14 protein-coding genes are annotated in these 15,109 nt (G+C 74.4%); 5 read left to right on the top strand and 9 right to left on the bottom strand.

What is annotated here, in order from left to right:
- Nucleotides 1-70: 70 nt before the first annotated feature.
- The 6 genes from AC0IVP_RS19470 to AC0IVP_RS19445 form a co-directional block, all read right to left on the bottom strand.
- Entirely contained in the window at nucleotides 71-1,717 is a 1,647-nt protein-coding gene (locus tag AC0IVP_RS19470) for an AMP-binding protein (RefSeq protein WP_471758723.1), read from the bottom strand.
- The gene (locus AC0IVP_RS19465; RefSeq protein WP_471758721.1) at nucleotides 1,714-1,995 is read right to left on the bottom strand and encodes a hypothetical protein; all 282 of its coding nucleotides are present in this window, start codon (nucleotides 1,993-1,995) and stop codon (nucleotides 1,714-1,716) included. Before AC0IVP_RS19465 ends, AC0IVP_RS19470 begins: the two co-directional genes overlap by 4 nt.
- Nucleotides 1,996-2,090: 95 nt before the next feature.
- The gene (locus tag AC0IVP_RS19460; RefSeq protein ID WP_471758719.1) at nucleotides 2,091-3,407 is read right to left on the bottom strand and encodes a putative bifunctional diguanylate cyclase/phosphodiesterase; all 1,317 of its coding nucleotides are present in this window, start codon (nucleotides 3,405-3,407) and stop codon (nucleotides 2,091-2,093) included.
- A gap of 111 nt (nucleotides 3,408-3,518) precedes the next feature.
- Nucleotides 3,519-3,827, bottom strand: a complete 309-nt coding sequence (locus AC0IVP_RS19455) for a hypothetical protein (protein ID WP_471758717.1) — start codon at nucleotides 3,825-3,827, stop codon at nucleotides 3,519-3,521.
- A complete protein-coding gene (locus AC0IVP_RS19450; protein ID WP_471758715.1) occupies nucleotides 3,802-4,659 on the bottom strand; it encodes an alpha/beta fold hydrolase in 858 nt (285 codons plus the stop codon). The genes AC0IVP_RS19455 and AC0IVP_RS19450 overlap by 26 nt, the downstream gene beginning before the upstream one ends.
- Nucleotides 4,660-4,740: 81 nt before the next feature.
- On the bottom strand, nucleotides 4,741-5,706 hold the full coding sequence (locus AC0IVP_RS19445) for an ABC transporter substrate-binding protein (RefSeq protein WP_471758713.1): 966 nt from the start codon (nucleotides 5,704-5,706) through the stop codon (nucleotides 4,741-4,743).
- A 199-nt stretch (nucleotides 5,707-5,905) separates the two neighbouring features.
- Between AC0IVP_RS19445 and AC0IVP_RS19440 the strand changes: the two genes are divergently transcribed.
- A complete protein-coding gene (locus AC0IVP_RS19440) occupies nucleotides 5,906-6,232 on the top strand; it encodes a Type 1 glutamine amidotransferase-like domain-containing protein (RefSeq protein WP_471758725.1) in 327 nt (108 codons plus the stop codon).
- Between the two features lie 15 nt (nucleotides 6,233-6,247).
- On the opposite strand, the gene AC0IVP_RS19435 is transcribed toward AC0IVP_RS19440, so the two are convergent.
- Together AC0IVP_RS19435 and AC0IVP_RS19430 are read right to left on the bottom strand one after the other, a co-directional pair.
- A complete protein-coding gene (locus tag AC0IVP_RS19435; protein ID WP_157519242.1) occupies nucleotides 6,248-6,433 on the bottom strand; it encodes a hypothetical protein in 186 nt (61 codons plus the stop codon).
- Nucleotides 6,434-6,464: 31 nt separating this feature from the next.
- Complete coding sequence (locus tag AC0IVP_RS19430; RefSeq protein ID WP_056294784.1) at nucleotides 6,465-6,965, bottom strand: hypothetical protein; 501 nt, start codon at nucleotides 6,963-6,965, stop codon at nucleotides 6,465-6,467.
- Nucleotides 6,966-7,009: 44 nt separating this feature from the next.
- On the opposite strand from AC0IVP_RS19430, the gene AC0IVP_RS19425 reads away from it, so the two are divergent.
- From AC0IVP_RS19425 to AC0IVP_RS19410, 4 genes are all read left to right on the top strand, one after another.
- On the top strand, nucleotides 7,010-9,271 hold the full coding sequence (locus AC0IVP_RS19425) for a helicase C-terminal domain-containing protein (protein WP_056293334.1): 2,262 nt from the start codon (nucleotides 7,010-7,012) through the stop codon (nucleotides 9,269-9,271).
- Between the two features lie 91 nt (nucleotides 9,272-9,362).
- On the top strand, nucleotides 9,363-10,646 hold the full coding sequence (locus AC0IVP_RS19420) for a class I SAM-dependent methyltransferase (RefSeq protein WP_471758711.1): 1,284 nt from the start codon (nucleotides 9,363-9,365) through the stop codon (nucleotides 10,644-10,646).
- A 149-nt stretch (nucleotides 10,647-10,795) separates the two neighbouring features.
- Entirely contained in the window at nucleotides 10,796-12,484 is a 1,689-nt protein-coding gene (locus tag AC0IVP_RS19415; RefSeq protein ID WP_471758709.1) for a DNA repair helicase XPB, read from the top strand.
- 171 nt (nucleotides 12,485-12,655) lie between these two features.
- Complete coding sequence (locus tag AC0IVP_RS19410; protein ID WP_056293339.1) at nucleotides 12,656-14,425, top strand: DEAD/DEAH box helicase; 1,770 nt, start codon at nucleotides 12,656-12,658, stop codon at nucleotides 14,423-14,425.
- Nucleotides 14,426-14,449: 24 nt separating this feature from the next.
- On the opposite strand, the gene AC0IVP_RS19405 is transcribed toward AC0IVP_RS19410, so the two are convergent.
- Nucleotides 14,450-15,031, bottom strand: coding sequence for a serine acetyltransferase (locus AC0IVP_RS19405; protein ID WP_471758707.1), 582 nt, complete (start codon nucleotides 15,029-15,031; stop codon nucleotides 14,450-14,452).
- Nucleotides 15,032-15,109 lie beyond the last annotated feature (78 nt).

Genomic DNA, 15,109 nt, shown 5'->3' with positions numbered 1-15,109 from the left:
ACCGGCCCCACACCGCCCTGGGCAACCTCCCACCCATCACCCGGTGCACCAACGTCACCGAGCAGTACACCTAGGCGGTGGCGACCTCGGCGAGGCCGAGCTCGGCCGTCGACGTCTCGCGCATCTCGACCTTGCGCACCTTGCCCGTCACCGTCATCGGGAACTCCTCGACGACCTTGACGTAGCGGGGCACCTTGTAGTGCGCCAGCTTGCCGGCGCAGAACTCCTTCAGCCCCTCCGCGGTCAGCTCGGGCGCACCCGGGCGCAGCCGCACCCAGGCCATCAGCTCTTCGCCGTAGCGCTGGTCCGGGACGCCGATGACCTGCACGTCGGCGATGTCGGGGTGGCTGTAGAGGAACTCCTCGATCTCCCGCGGGTACACGTTCTCCCCGCCGCGGATGACCATGTCCTTGATCCGGCCGACGATGTTCACGTAGCCCTCGGCGTCCATCACCGCGAGGTCCCCGGTGTGCATCCAGCGGGCCGCGTCGAGCACCTCGGCGGTCTTGGCCGGCTCGTCCCAGTAACCCAGCATCACCGAGTAGCCCCGGGTGCACAGCTCACCGGTGGTCCCCCGGGGCACGGTCAGCCCGGTCTCGGGGTCGACGACCTTGCTCTCCAGGTGCGGGTGCGTGCGCCCGACCGTGGACGTGCGGCGGTCCAGGTCGTCGTCGGCACCGGTCTGGGTGGAGACCGGCGAGGTCTCGGTCATCCCGTAGCAGATGGTCACCGCGGCCATGCCCATCTCGTCGACCACCCGCTTCATGACCTCGACCGGGCAGGGCGACCCGGCCATGATCCCGGTCCGCAGGCTGGACAGGTCGTAGTCGGCGAAGTCGGGCAGCGCGAGTTCGGCGATGAACATCGTCGGGACGCCGTACAGCGACGTGCACCGCTCGTCCTGCACCGCCTGCAGGGTCAGCGCGGGGTCGAAGCCGGGGGCCGGGACGACCATCGTGGAGCCGTGCGAGGTGCAGCCCAGGTTGCCCATGCCCATGCCGAAGCAGTGGTAGTACGGCACCGGGATGCAGACCCGGTCGGCCTCGGTGTAACCGCAGCCCTCACCGACGAAGAACCCGTTGTTGAGCAGGTTGTGGTGGGTGAGCGTGGCGCCCTTGGGGAAGCCCGTCGTCCCCGAGGTGTACTGGATGTTGATCGGGTCGTCGGCGGACAGCTGCGCCTCGCGCTCGGCGAGCAGCCCGTGGTCGGCGGCCCGACCGGTGGCCATCAGCGCGTCCCACCCCGGGTCGCCGATGAAGAGCACCTCGCGCAGCGCCGGGGTGCTGTCGCGGACCTCGGCGACCATCGCCCGGTAGTCGCTGGTCTTGAACGACGGTGCGGCGACCAGCACGGAGATGCCGGCCTGCTCCAGCACGTAGGACAGCTCGTGGGTGCGGTAGGCCGGGTTGATGTTGACCAGGACGGCGCCCAGCTTGGCGGTGCCGTACTGGACGAAGACCCACTCGGCGCAGTTGGGCGCCCAGATGCCGACCCGGTCGCCCTTGCGCACGCCGAGCGCGTCCAGGCCCAGCGCGCAGGCGTCGACGTCGTCGACGAGCTGCGGGTAGGTCCAGCGGCGACCCGTGGCGCACTCGACCAGCGCCTCGTGGTCGCCCACCCGCGCTGCCGTCCGGTCCAGGTTGGCCCCGATGGTGTCGCCGAGCAGGGGCACCGTGGAGGTGCCGCTGCTGTAGGACGGCAGCGCGGGGGTGGTCATGCCTGCTCGCCGGGGCGCAGCTGGACGCCGGCCCGGTTCGGCTTGTCCGTCGGGTGGGCGTAGCGCAGCCGGTCGGCCGGCAGCGGGAAGGCGTGGTCCTCGCCGAACGGGGACAGCGAGCCGGTCATCTCGCTGACCAGCTCGGTCAGCGGCGGGCCGCCGTCCTCGGACTGGCCCCAGGTCGGCTCGACCAGGTGCGCGTTCTTGCTGTTCTTCTTGGCCACGGTCGCCTCCGGTGCTCGAGCCCGCTCGAGGGTGCGGGCCGCGTCGGGACACATCTTCCCGCGCAGTAGACCGGCCGCGCACGCCCCCACGCCACCCCCGGTCAGGGGTGGTCGCGGGAGACCACCCACGTGGCCAGCTCCGGGGCCGGCTACCCCGGCGCCCAGTGGAAGCCCTGCGCCTGGTCGCAGCCCAGGGCGACCAGCTCGCGCAGCTGGTCGACGTCCTCCACGCCCTCGGCGACCGAGCGCGCCCCCATCGCCCGGGCCAGCTGGATGCAGCTGGCGACGATGGCCCGGTCGCCGGGGTCGGTGCACAGGCCGGCGACGAAGGACCGGTCGATCTTGACCTCGTCCACCGGGAAGGTCTTCAGGTAGGTGAAGCTGGAGTAACCGGTGCCGAAGTCGTCGATCGCCAGCGCGACCCCCAGCGCCGCCAGCGCCCGCAGCGTCTCCAGCGCCGCCGCCGGGTCCAGCATCAGCGCGGTCTCGGTGATCTCCAGGACCAGCCGGGCGGCGTCCAGACCGTGCCGGTCCAGCGCCCCGGTGACCCGGGAGAGCAGCTGGGGGTCGGCGAGCTGACGGGCCGAGAGGTTGACGGCGACGTCCACGCCCCGCAGCGGGTGCCCGGGCTCCTGCCAGGACCGGGCCTGCTCCACCGCGGCGTCCAGCACCCACCCGCCCAGCTCACGGACCAGGCCCGAGCTCTCCGCGAGGTCGATGAAGGTGTCCGGCGGGAGCAGGCCCTGCGTCGGGTGCTGCCAGCGGACGAGCGCCTCGGCACCGACCACCTGCTGGCTGGCGACGGCGAGCCGGGGCTGGAAGTGCAGCCGCAGCTCCCCCCGCTCGATGCCCTGGCGCAGCTCCCCCAGCAGCCGGAGCCGGTTGGTCGTGGCGTCGGGCTGACCCGGGTCGTGCACCAGCCAGCCGCTGCGGCCGCGGGCCTTGGCGGAGTACATGGCGCCGTCGGCGTGCCTCAGCAGGTCCTCGAACGGCTCGTCGACGGAGGTCTGCACGGCGGCGCCGATGGACGCCGTCACCACCACCTCCAGCCCCTCCAGGACCAGCGGCGCCTGCAGCGCGGTGAGCACGCGCTCGGCCCACGCCGCGAGGTCGCCGGGGGTCACGCCGAGCTCGACGACGACGAACTCGTCCCCGGCCAGCCGGGCGACGACCGCACCGGCCCGCGCGGTCGCCTGCAGCCGGCCCGCCACCGTCTGCAGCAGCGCGTCGCCCGCGGCGTGGCCGAGGCTGTCGTTGACCGCCTTGAAGTGGTCCAGGTCGATGAACAGCGCCGCGACCCGGTCCCCCCGGTCCCCGGCACGGCTCCAGAACTGCTGCACGGTGGCCATCAGGCCCGCCCGGTTCCGCAGCCCGGTGAGCGGGTCGTGCAGCGCCAGGTGGTGCAGGTCGGCCTCGGCCGAGGCCCGCCGGGCCTCCGACTCCTCCGCCCGGCGCCGGGCCGCCACCAGCTCCAGTTCGTACTTGCGCCGCTCGTGGGCGCTGAAGACGACGATCCGGGTCTGGGCCGGCCCGTCGTCCCCGGGCGTGCGGGCGGCACTGACCAGCGCGGCGCGGCGTTACCCGGTGGCGGTCTTGACCTCCACGGCCATCTCGCTGACCGCGCCGCCGATGGTGAGCTGGGGCAGGCAGTGGGTGGACCAGAGGATCTGGTCACCCACCGGCAGCAGCCGGTGGAACGGCGTCCCCACGAGCTGCTCGCGGGTCCACCCGCTCCAGGCCAGGAAGGTCGCGTTGACCGTGCTGACCAGGCCGCCGGGTCCGGTCAGCAGCAGGCCGCAGGGCGCGGCGTCCCACAGGCCGGCGAAGTCGAGCTCCTCCGCGACCGGCGGGACCGCGAGGTCAGTGCCCGGTGCCGAGGTGGGCATGGACGACCGCGGCGGTCTCGGCGGGTGCGCTGACGTGCGGGCAGTGCCCGGTCGCGGCGAGCGGGGCCAGCACGGCGTCCTGGAGGGCGTCGCGGACGTACGCGCCGACCTGGGGCGGGGCGAGCAGGTCCTCGGAGCACTGCAGGACCAGCGTGCGGGTCGACACCCGGGGCAGCACGTCGCGGGTGTCGGACAGGAAGGTGACCCGGGCGAAGTCGCGGGCGATGGTCGGGTCGGTCGCGCAGAACTTCCCGGTGAGCTCGGTGCCCAGCTCGGGGCGGTCGGGGGTGCCCATCACCATCGGCGCCATCGCCGCGGCCCAGGCGTAGTAGTTCGAGTCCAGGGAGTCCAGCAGCTCGTCGATGTCGGCCCGGCTGAAGCCACCGGCGTACCCGGTCTCCGGGTCGTCGACGTAGCGGGGCGAGGGGGCGATGAGGACGAGGTCGCTGAACAGGTCGGGCTCCGCGGCCGCGGCGACGACGGCCATCATCGAGGCCACGCTGTGCGCGACCAGGGTGACGTCGGCCAGCCCCATCTCGTGGCAGACCTCGAGGAGGTCGGCCGCGTACCCGTCGAGCGTGGCGTACGTGGCGGCGTCGTAGGCGCCCGGGTCGGAGGCACCCGCACCGACGTGGTCGAAGAGGACCAGGCGGTGGGTGTCGGCGAAGTACGGCACCAGACGCGACCACATGTCCTGGTCGCAGCCGAAGCCGTGGGCCAGCACCATCACCGGGCCCTCGGCCAGGCCGGCGGTCGTGACGTTGTTGCGGACGAGGGTGGAGCGACCGGGCTGCGCGTCAGCAGCGGGCACTGAGGTGGCCAGGGAGGTCATGTCCCCACCATCGGACCCTGCCGGGGCCGAATTGAGTGCTGTCGAGTTCCGTTGTGAGCGGTCACCCCTCCGGGGGGCCGGTCAGCCGGCCGCGTACAGCTGCTCCGCCAGGTCCAGCACCGCCATCGCGGTCAGCGGCCCGCCCTCGTGCGTGAACTTGTCGGTGCGGACCACCCGGTCGGTGCCCGCCGCGGGCAGCAACGGCCACAGCGGGTCCGCGGCCAGCGACGTCATCTCCTCCGGGGTGTCCACGATCAGCAGCAGGGCATCGGCGTCGCCGGCCGCGGTGACCAGCTCCTCCGGGCCGTACTCCGCCGTCCCCCCGGCGTCGCGGGCCGCGGTGACCGCCGAGCCGAACACGGCACCGAGGTCGGTCAGGACCTCGGTCTGCAGGCGGGAATTGACCACACCACTGCCCTCCGGGGCCCAGTCCAGCGGCAGCACTACGGTCTCGGCGATCTGCTGCGTGTACTGCCGGGAGAGCTCCTGCACCCGGGCGTCGTAGGCGGCGACGAGCTCGGCCGCGCGGTCGTCGCGGCCGGTCGCCTCGGCGACGAGGCGCAGGTCGTCCTGCCAGGCACCGCCCGAGGCCACCGACGACAGCGGGATGACCGGCGCGATGGCACTCAGTTGGTCGTAGACGCGCTCGACGTCCTCGTCCCGGCCGACGATCAGGTCGGGGTCGGCCGCGGCGATGGCCTCCAGGTCGACCTCGTTGCGGTTGAACAGCTCCCGCGCGCCCTCGGCCCTCGCCTCGTCCAGGGCGTCCCCGAGGGGCGCCTCCAGGTCGAAGGACGCGCTGTCGCTGTCCACCGGGAAGCCGACCAGCGGCAGCTCCAGCGCCAGGACGACGTCCAGGTCACGCCGGCCCTCGACGACCACGACCGAGTCGACCTCCAGGGGGACCTGGACCGTCCCCAGGCTCGTCGCGACCGTCCGCGTCGGTTCGGCGCTCTCCCCCGACGTGCCCGCCGAGCACCCCGAGAGGACGACGACGGCGACACCAGCGACCGACGAGACACGGACCAGAGCACTGCTCGACTTCATTAGGTGACCCTAAGTCGCCAGCGCGGGGATCCCCGTGCCGGACGGGTGTGCGGCTGCTCACCAGGCGACGGAGGATGCGGGCACGGAGTCCGAGCGGCGTCAGGTCCTCGCCTTCTCCGGCCTGCTCGACCCACGCCCCGGCGACGGCTCCGTCTGGGACCTCATCACCCACGCGCTGTCCGCCTGACGCGAGCACGGCCTGCCGTCGGTGCTCCGGCGGTGCTGGGAGGCCGGCGTCGTGCTGGCCGGGACGAGCGCGGGCAGCCTGTGCTGGTCCGAGCGCGGCCCCACCGACTCGCACGGCGACGACCCTCGCCGGCCCGGCCGCGCAGCGGCGCACGCGCCCTACGCTGCGGCGATGGTCCCCATCGGAGAGATCCTGGTCGTGGGCCTCACCGTCCTGGCGCTCATCGGCGTCGCGGTGCTCGTGCTGCGCAGGCCTGTGACCCGGCGGCGAGAGGCCCGTCGGACGGGCGTGCCAGACCCCGCTGGTGCGGCGCCCGCGCCCGGCAGACGCGACGGCTGACGCCCGGACACCGGCTCAGTCGGGGTCGGGACCGTCCACCCGGCCGGTCCCGCGCGACGCGCGGGCCGTCATCAACCCCGCGGTGAGGGCTGCGGCGGCGGCGATGCCCGTGCCCACGGGACCGACGCTCATCACGACCGCCAGCACGAAGACGACGACGAAGACGACGAGCCCGGTGACGATCCCTCTCACGGCATCCACCTGCACATCCTCTCCTGCGCGCCGGGGCGGGTCACAGTTCCTTCGCGCCGTAGACCGTCCCCGCACCGTCCGCGGTCAGCACCCACCGGCGGTCCCCCACCCGGGCGATCCGGACGTCGGCGTCGGCCAGGCGCTGCACGGCCCGGGTGCGCCAGGTGGCGGTGGACAGCAGCTGGAGGTCGACGTCCTCGCCGCCGCCGGTGGGCTCGACGCGCAGGGCTGCGGGTCCGGCGATCCGCAGCCGGCCCGGCTGCCAGGTCGTGCGGCCCAGGCCGCGGGTCCAGGCGGTGACGCGGACGTAGGAGCCGACGCCGACCACGAGGGCGCACAGACCCAGCAGCACCAGGACGAGCACGAGGAGCCCGGCACCGGGGACGCGTTCACCGCCGTCCCGGGTCACCCGTGCCGTGGCGACGCCGACCAGCACCCCGAGCACCACGGCCACCGCGCCGCCACCGAGCCAGCGCAGCGCGCCGGCCCGGGTGGCGGCCAGGTCGGTGCGGGTCTGCGGGTCGTCGAGGGCGCTGGACACGCTCGCGATGCTGTCACCCCCGCCCGGCACGTAGCGTGGACGGGATGGCCAGGACCGAGGAGTCAGCCCGACCCGCCACGCTCGCCGCGTGGCTGCGCACCCGCTCGGACGACGAGCTGGCCACCCTGCTGACCCTGCGGCCCGACGTCGCCCGCCCGGCACCGGCCGACGTCGTGGCGCTGGCGACCCGGCTCGCTGTCCCGGTGTCGGTGGACCGCGCCCTGGACGACCTGGACGCCGCCACCCTCCAGGTGCTCGACGTGGTGCTGCTGGCCGAGACCGACGGGCTGTCCCGGGCGGGGATCACCGCCGCGCTGCCGGCGGTCCCGGCCGCGACCGTGGACGGCGCGCTGGCCACGCTCACCGACCGCGCGCTGCTGTGGGGCGACGACGAGCTGCACGCCCCCGAGCCGGTGCGCCGCGCGGTCCGGCACCCGGCCGGGCTGGGCCGGCGCGGCAGCGACCTGCGCACCCCGCCCCCGGCCGACGTCCCCGAGGTGCTGGCCTCCCTCGACGAGGACGAGCTGGCCGTGCTGGAGCGACTGGCCGGCGACCGACCCGTCGGCCACCTGCCCGAGGACCGCAGCGCGGGCGCGGACTCCCCCGCCCGGCGGCTGCTGCGCCGCGGGCTGCTGGCCCGGGTGGACGCGGTCAACGTGGAGCTGCCCCGCGAACTGGGCCTGGCGCTGCGTGGCGACCGGCCCTACGGCCCGCCCCGGGTGCGCCCCGAGCCGGCCGTCGTGGAGCGGGACCCCGCCGTCGTCGACCGGCAGGCCGCCGGCGCCGCCCTGGAGGTCGTCGGGCGGGTCACCGAGCTGCTGGTCGCCCTGGAGGACGAGCCGGCCGGCCTGCTGCGCAGCGGCGGGCTCAGCGTGCGCGACCACAAGCGGCTGGCCAAGGCGCTCGGCGTCGGCGAGGCCGAGGCCGCGTTCCACGTCGAGCTCGCGCACGCCTCCGGCCTGCTGGACGTGGGTGGCGCCCAGCGCGACGAGTGGCTGCCCACCCGGGCCTACGACGCCTGGCGCGAGCTGGACCTGCCCGACCGGTGGGCCGTGCTCGTCGAGGGCTGGCTGGACTCGATCCGGCTGATCTCGTTGGTCGGGCAGAAGGACGTGGCGGGCAAGACGGTCAACGTGCTGTCCCCCGACGTCGTCCGGCAGACGGCGCCCGCCATCCGCCGGTCCGCCCTCGCCGCGCTGGCCGAGTACCCGCCCGGCCGCGGCCTGGGTCCCGACGACCTGGTCGCGATGCTGCGCTGGCGCACCCCCCGGCGGGCCGACCGGCTGGCCCCGGTCCCCGCGCTGGTGGCCGAGGCCGGTCGCCTGGGCGTCGTCGTGGGCGGGGTGCTGTCCAGCGGTGGCCGGGGCCTGCTCACCGGCGGTGCCGACGGCGCCGCCGACGGCATGCGCGGCCTGCTGCCCGAGCCGGTCGACCACGTGCTCGCCCAACCCGACCTGTCGCTCATCGCGCCGGGGCCGCTCGTCGCGGAGCTGGCCACCACGCTGTCCGCCGTCGCCGACGTCGAGTCCTCCGGTGGCGCCACGGTCTACCGGGTCAGCGACGCCAGCATCCGGCGCGCCCTGGACAGCGGCTGGTCGGCCACCGAGCTGCACGACTTCTTCACCCGCGCCTCCCGCACCCCGGTGCCCCAGGCGCTGGACTTCCTCGTCGACGACGTCGCCCGCCAGCACGGCCGGCTGCGGGTCGGTGCGATCGAGTGCTACGTCCGCAGCGACGACCACGGGCTGCTGTCCCAGGTGCTGTCGGACAAGCGCAGCGCCGGCGCCGAGCTGCGCCGGCTGGCCCCGGGCGTGCTGGTCAGCGGGCTGCAGGCCGACGAGGTGCTCGCCGTGCTGCGCACCGCCGGGTACGCCCCGGCCGGGGAGTCCTCGGGCGGCGCGGTCCTGACCCGGCCGCCGGCCAAGCCGCGCGCCGCCGGCCGCCGTCCCGGGACGACGCTGCCGGCTGGCCCGCGCGGACTGGCCCCGGCCGAGGTGGAGGCCACCGTCCGCGAGGTCCGCGCCGGAGACGCCGCACTGGCCGCCCGGCGGGTCGAGCCGCTGAGCCGCCCCCCGGGCGTGACGACGGCGGGCACGCTGGAGCTGCTGACCCGCGCGGTCCGCGAGCAGCTGGCGGTCTGGTTGGGCTACGTGGACGCGCAGGGCACCGGGAGCCAGCGCGTCGTGCGGCCCACGTCGCTGATGGGCGGGTTCCTGCAGGGGTTCGACGAGGGCCGCGGGGAGTCCCGGACGTTCGCCGTCCACCGGATCACCTCGGTCGCACTGGTGGAGGACCCCACCGACTGACCGGGTGTCGGAATGGCCGGGGTCGTGATCGACTTGGACGTCGTTGGTGCTTGCAACAATGCGGGACCAGCGCGGACGAAGGACCACGGACATGGCACAGCGACGGACCGTCGCAGACCGGTTGGCGACGGTGCTCGGCACCGTCCTGGACACCACGGAGCTGCCGGTGCGGCTGCGCGGGTGGGACGGCTCGACGGCCGGGCCGCCCGGCGCGCCCGTGCTCGCCGTCCGCGACCGACGGGCGTTGCGCCGCCTGCTCTGGTCCCCCGGGCAGCTCGGCCTGGGGCGCGCCTACGTCGCCGGCGACATCGACCTCGAGGACGACGTCTTCGACACGTTCGCGGCACTGAGCTCGGTCGGCAAGCTGTCCGAGACCGGCACGATGCGCCCGGCCACGGTGGCCGACCGGCTGGTGCTCGCGCGCACCGCGCTGGGGCTCGGCGCCGTCGGCCCGGAGCCCGCTCCCCCGGCCGAGGAGGCCGACCTGGGCCGGCACGGCCTGCGGCACACCCGACGCCGGGACGCCGCGGCCATCGCCCACCACTACGACGTCGGCAACGACTTCTACGAGCTCGTGCTGGGCCCCTCGATGGTCTACAGCTGTGCGGTCTGGGACAGCCCCGACGTCGGGCTGGACGCGGCGCAGGAGGCCAAGCTGGACCTGGTCTGCCGCAAGCTCGGGCTCACCGAGGGCAGCCGGCTGCTGGACGTGGGGTGCGGCTGGGGCTCGATGGCCGTCCACGCGGCCGGGCGGTACGGCGCCACCGTCGTCGGCGTCACCATCTCCGAGGAGCAGGCCACCCTGGCCCGCAAGCGGGTCGCCGAGGCCGGGCTGACCGACAGGGTCGAGATCCGGGTGCAGGACTACCGCGCTGTCGAGGACGGCCCCTTCGACGCGATCAGCTCCATCGGCATGGCCGAGCACGTCGGCCGGGCCCGGCTGCCCGAGTACGTCGCGCGACTGGCCGGGCTGCTGCGCCCGGGCGGTCGGCTGCTCAACCACGCGATCGCCTGGAACGCCGGGGACGCCGCCTGGGACGAGGACTCCTTCATCGCCCGCTACGTCTTCCCCGACGGCGAGCTGCTGGGGCTGGGCGAGATGGTGGGCGCCGTCGAGGCCGGCGGCCTGGAGGTCGTCGACGTCGAGGCGCTGCGCCGGCACTACGCGCTCACCCTGCGCGCCTGGGTGGCGCTGCTGGAGGAGCACTGGGACGCCGCCGTCGCCGCCACCAGCGAGGGGCGGGCCCGGGTCTGGCGGCTGTACATGGCCGCCTGCGCGCTGGCCTTCGAGAAGGGCGCGATGGGCGTGGACCAGGTGCTGGCGGTCAAGCCCGGCGGGGCGCAGCCCCCGCTGCGCCGGACCGCCTGGGTCTGAACCGCACAGCGGGTCACTCTGCAGTCATCGGGTCGCGTCGTGACGCGACCCGATGACGGCACGGTGACCCGCGGCACCGCAAGCGGCGGGAGCAACCTGTCGGTACCGGTGGTTACCGTGGAGTACCTGCTCCCAGCCGAAGGACACACGTGAGCGACGGACCCCTGATCGTGCAGTCCGACAAGACCCTGCTGCTGGAGGTCGACCACCCCCAGTCCAAGGAGTGTCGGGCCGCGATCGCACCCTTCGCCGAGCTGGAGCGCTCGCCGGAGCACGTGCACACCTACCGGGTCACCCCGCTGGCGCTGTGGAACGCGCGCGCCGCGGGCCACGACGCCGAGCAGGTCGTGGACGCCCTGGTGCGCTACAGCCGGTACCCGGTGCCGCACGCCCTGCTGGTCGACGTCGCCGACACGATGGACCGCTACGGCCGGCTCACGCTGTCCACCAACCCGGTGCACGGCCTGGTGCTGACCACCACCGACCGGGCTGTGCTCACCGAGGTCTCGCGCAGCAAGAAGGTCGCCCCGATGCTGAGCCACCGCATCGACGACGACACCTTCGTGGTGAACCCCTCCGAGCGCGGCCGGCTCAAGCAGGCGCTGCTCAAGGTCGGCTGGCCGGCCGAGGACCTCGCCGGCTACGTCGACGGCCAGGCGCACCCGATCGAGCTGGACCAGGCCGACTGGCACCTGCGGGACTACCAGCAGGAGGCCGTGGACGGCTTCTGGGCCGGCGGGTCCGGTGTCGTCGTGCTGCCCTGCGGGGCCGGGAAGACCCTGGTCGGTGCCGCGGCCATGGCGCAGGCCAAGGCGACGACGCTGATCCTGGTCACCAACACCGTGGCCGGGCGGCAGTGGAAGCGCGAGCTCATCGCCCGCACCACGCTCACCGAGGACGAGATCGGCGAGTACTCCGGGGAGCGCAAGGAGATCCGGCCGGTCACCATCGCGACCTACCAGGTGATCACCACCCGCCGGAAGGGCGAGTACCGGCACCTGGACCTCTTCGACGCCCAGGACTGGGGCCTGATCGTCTACGACGAGGTGCACCTGCTGCCCGCGCCGATCTTCCGGCTCACCGCCGACCTGCAGTCCCGCCGCCGGCTGGGCCTCACCGCCACGCTGGTGCGCGAGGACGGCCGTGAGGACGACGTCTTCTCCCTGATCGGGCCCAACCGCTACGACGCCCCGTGGCGCGACATCGAGGCGCAGGGCTACATCGCCCCGGCCGAGTGCATCGAGGTCCGGGTGTCCCTGGACGACGAGGAGCGGATGACCTACGCGGTCGCCGAGCCCGAGGAGCGGTACCGCATCGCGGCCACCGCGCAGTCCAAGATGCCGGTCATCCGGCGCATCCTGGAGCGGCACCCCGAGGAGCAGAAGCTGGTCATCGGCGCCTACCTGGACCAGCTGGAGGAGCTCGGCGTCGCGCTGGACGCGCCGGTGATCCAGGGGTCGACGACGAACAAGGAGCGCGAGCGCCTGTTCGGCGACTTCCGCACCGGGGAGATCAAGACCCTCGTCGTCTCCAAGGTCGCGAACTTCTCCATCGACCTGCCCGAGGCCGCCGTCGCCGTCCAGGTGTCGGGCACGTTCGGCTCCCGGCAGGAGGAGGCCCAGCGGCTGGGCCGGGTGCTGCGCCCCAAGGCCGACGGCCGGACGGCGCACTTCTACACCGTGGTCAGCCGGGACACCCTGGACAGCGAGTACTCCGCGCACCGCCAGCGCTTCCTGGCCGAGCAGGGCTACGCCTACACGATCGTCGACGCCGCCGACCTGGCCGGCCGCGGCGAGGTCAACGGCCCCGACTGGGTGGAGGAGCCCACCACCGACTGACCGTCCGGCTCGCCCGGGAGCAGGAGACGCTGGCCACACCGGCGGTGGGACCCGGGTGAAGTGCCTGGTCAGCGCGCTGCGGCGCACGCCTGTACACGACCGGGGGCGGCACACGAAAGGCCGCCCCGGGCTGGGCGTGTCTCCCGATCGCCAGGCATATTGGACGCCGTCATGGCCTCCCCCGCACCCGTCTACGCCGCCGGCGCACGCCCGCTCCGCGCGTGGCAGCAGCTGGCTCTCGAGCGCTACGAGGAGTCCTCCCCCAAGGACTTCCTGGTCACCGCGACCCCCGGCGCCGGCAAGACGACGTTCGCCCTGACGCTGGCCTCCCGGCTGCTGCAGCGCCGCGAGATCGCCCGGGTCGTCGTCGTCGCCCCGACCGACCACCTGCGCCTGCAGTGGGCCGACGCCGCCGACCGGGCGGGCATCGTGCTGGACCCCGGCCTGACCAACGCCGTCGGCCCGGTCCGCGCGGGCACCTCGGGCTACGTGACCACCTACGCCCAGGTCGCCGGCAAGCCGATGCTGCACGCGGCGCGGTCCACCTCGGTGAAGACGCTGGTCATCCTGGACGAGATCCACCACGCCGGGGACGGTCTGTCCTGGGGCGAGGCCGTCGCCGAGGCCTTCGGCAGCGCCCGCCGCCGGCTGTGCCTGACCGGGACGCCCTTCCGCACCAAGGCCGACGAGCGGATCCCCTTCGTGCGCTACGAGGAGGACGTCTTCGAGGCCGATGACGGCGAGCGCGGCGTCGGGCTGGCCTCCCGCGCCGACTACACCTACGGCTACAAGGAGGCGCTGGCCGACAGCGTCGTCCGGCCGGTCGTCTTCGCCGCCTACACCGGCACCGCGCGCTGGCGGAACTCCGCCGGCGAGGTCGTCGCCGCCTCGCTCACCGAGGCCGGCACCAAGTCCGTCGAGATGGCCGCCTGGCGCACCGTGCTGGACCCCAAGGGCCAGTGGGTGCCGCACGTCATCGCCGCGATGGACGAGCGGATCACCCACCTGCGCGAGCACGGCATCCCCGACGCCGCCGGGCTGGTGCTCGCCTCCGACCAGGACGACGCCCGCGCCTACGCCAAGATCGTCCGGCGGATCACCGGCAAGGCACCCGAGCTGATCCTGTCCGACGACCCCAAGGCGTCGAAGAAGATCGAGCGGTTCGCCACCGGCTCGGCCCGGATCGCCGTCTGCGTGCGGATGGTCTCCGAGGGCGTCGACATCCCCCGCGCCGCCGTGCTGGCCTGGATGACGTCCTACCGGACGCCGCTGTTCTTCGCCCAGGCCGTCGGCCGCGTCGTCCGCGCCCGGGACCCGCGCGAGTCCGCCACCGTCTTCCTGCCCGCCGTCCGGCCGCTGCTGGCGCTGGCCGCGGCGATGGAGACCGAGCGCAACCACGTCATGCCCCCGCCCAAGCGGACCGAGGAGGACCTCGAGGCCCTCGACCTCGACGTCCCCGAGAAGGAGGCCCGCGAGGGCGAGCTGCAGAAGTGGGAGGCCCTGGAGGCCGACGCCCGCTTCGCGCACGTCCTGCACGGCGGCACCGCGCACACCGGGGCGGGCAACCGGCCGGCGCTGGCCCCCGACGAGGAGGACTTCGTCGGCATCCCCGGCCTGCTCACCCCCGAGCAGACCGCCGAGCTGCTGAGCAAGCGCGACGACGACCTGCGGATCCGCATCGCGGCCAGCCACCGGGACGACGACGGCAGCGACTTCATGGTCGTCGACGAGCCGCTGGAGGAGGAGACCAAGGGCTGGCGCGACGCCGCCGAGCTCCGCCGCGAGATCAACCGGCTGGTCTCCCGCGTCTCGGCCCGCACCTCCACCCCGCACGCCGTCGTGCACACCCAGCTGCGCCAGTCGGTGCCCGGGCCGCCCTCGGCCTCGGCGTCGGTGGACGTGCTGCGCATGCGCCGGGAGCGCCTGCGCACGATGCTCTGACCCCGGTTCCCTCCCGGCGTCGGATCAGCTGGGGGGACGGGGCACGGCGAGCGGGGCGAGCATGACGGCGCCGGCCGGCACGTCCTGCACGACGGTGGCGTTGGCCCCGACCACCGCGTCGTCCCCCACGCGCACCGGGCCGACGACGACGGCGCCCGCCCCGATGCGCACCCGGTCGCCGATGACGGGCTGACCGTGCCGGGTGTGCCCGACGGTCACCTGCTGGTTGACCCAGCAGTCGGCCCCGACAGCCGAAGCGGTCAGCGTGGTGGCGAAGCCGTGCTCGATGAACAGCCCCGGGCCGATGACGGCGGCCCCCAGGTGCAGCGTGGGCAGCGGGCGCCACAGCGCGCGCAGCAGGGCGCGCACCGGCCACGGCAGCGGGGTCAGCCGGTAGTGCACCAGCGAGCGGAACTCCGGGTGCCGGGCGACCAGCCAGCCGAACCGGGCGCGGGGCGAGAGCTCGGCGACGTCGGGACGGCGCAGGCAGGCGGCGAACCGGTCGGCGTCCCGGCGCAGGTACGGGCCGGCCTCGGCCCGCTCGACGACCGCCCACAGCGGGGCCGCGGCCAGGGTGCCGGCCCACACGGCCGTCCGGGAACTCACCGCGTCATGGTGGCAGTGCCCTCGGTCGTCGAGTGCGGAGCAGTGCCGGTCAGCAGGCTCCCGTGACCGGCACTGCTC

The organism is Klenkia sp. AC732 (genome assembly GCF_979256525.1).
The sequence above is the reverse complement of the archived record's forward strand: the minus strand, read 5'-3'. Positions and strand labels throughout refer to the sequence as shown.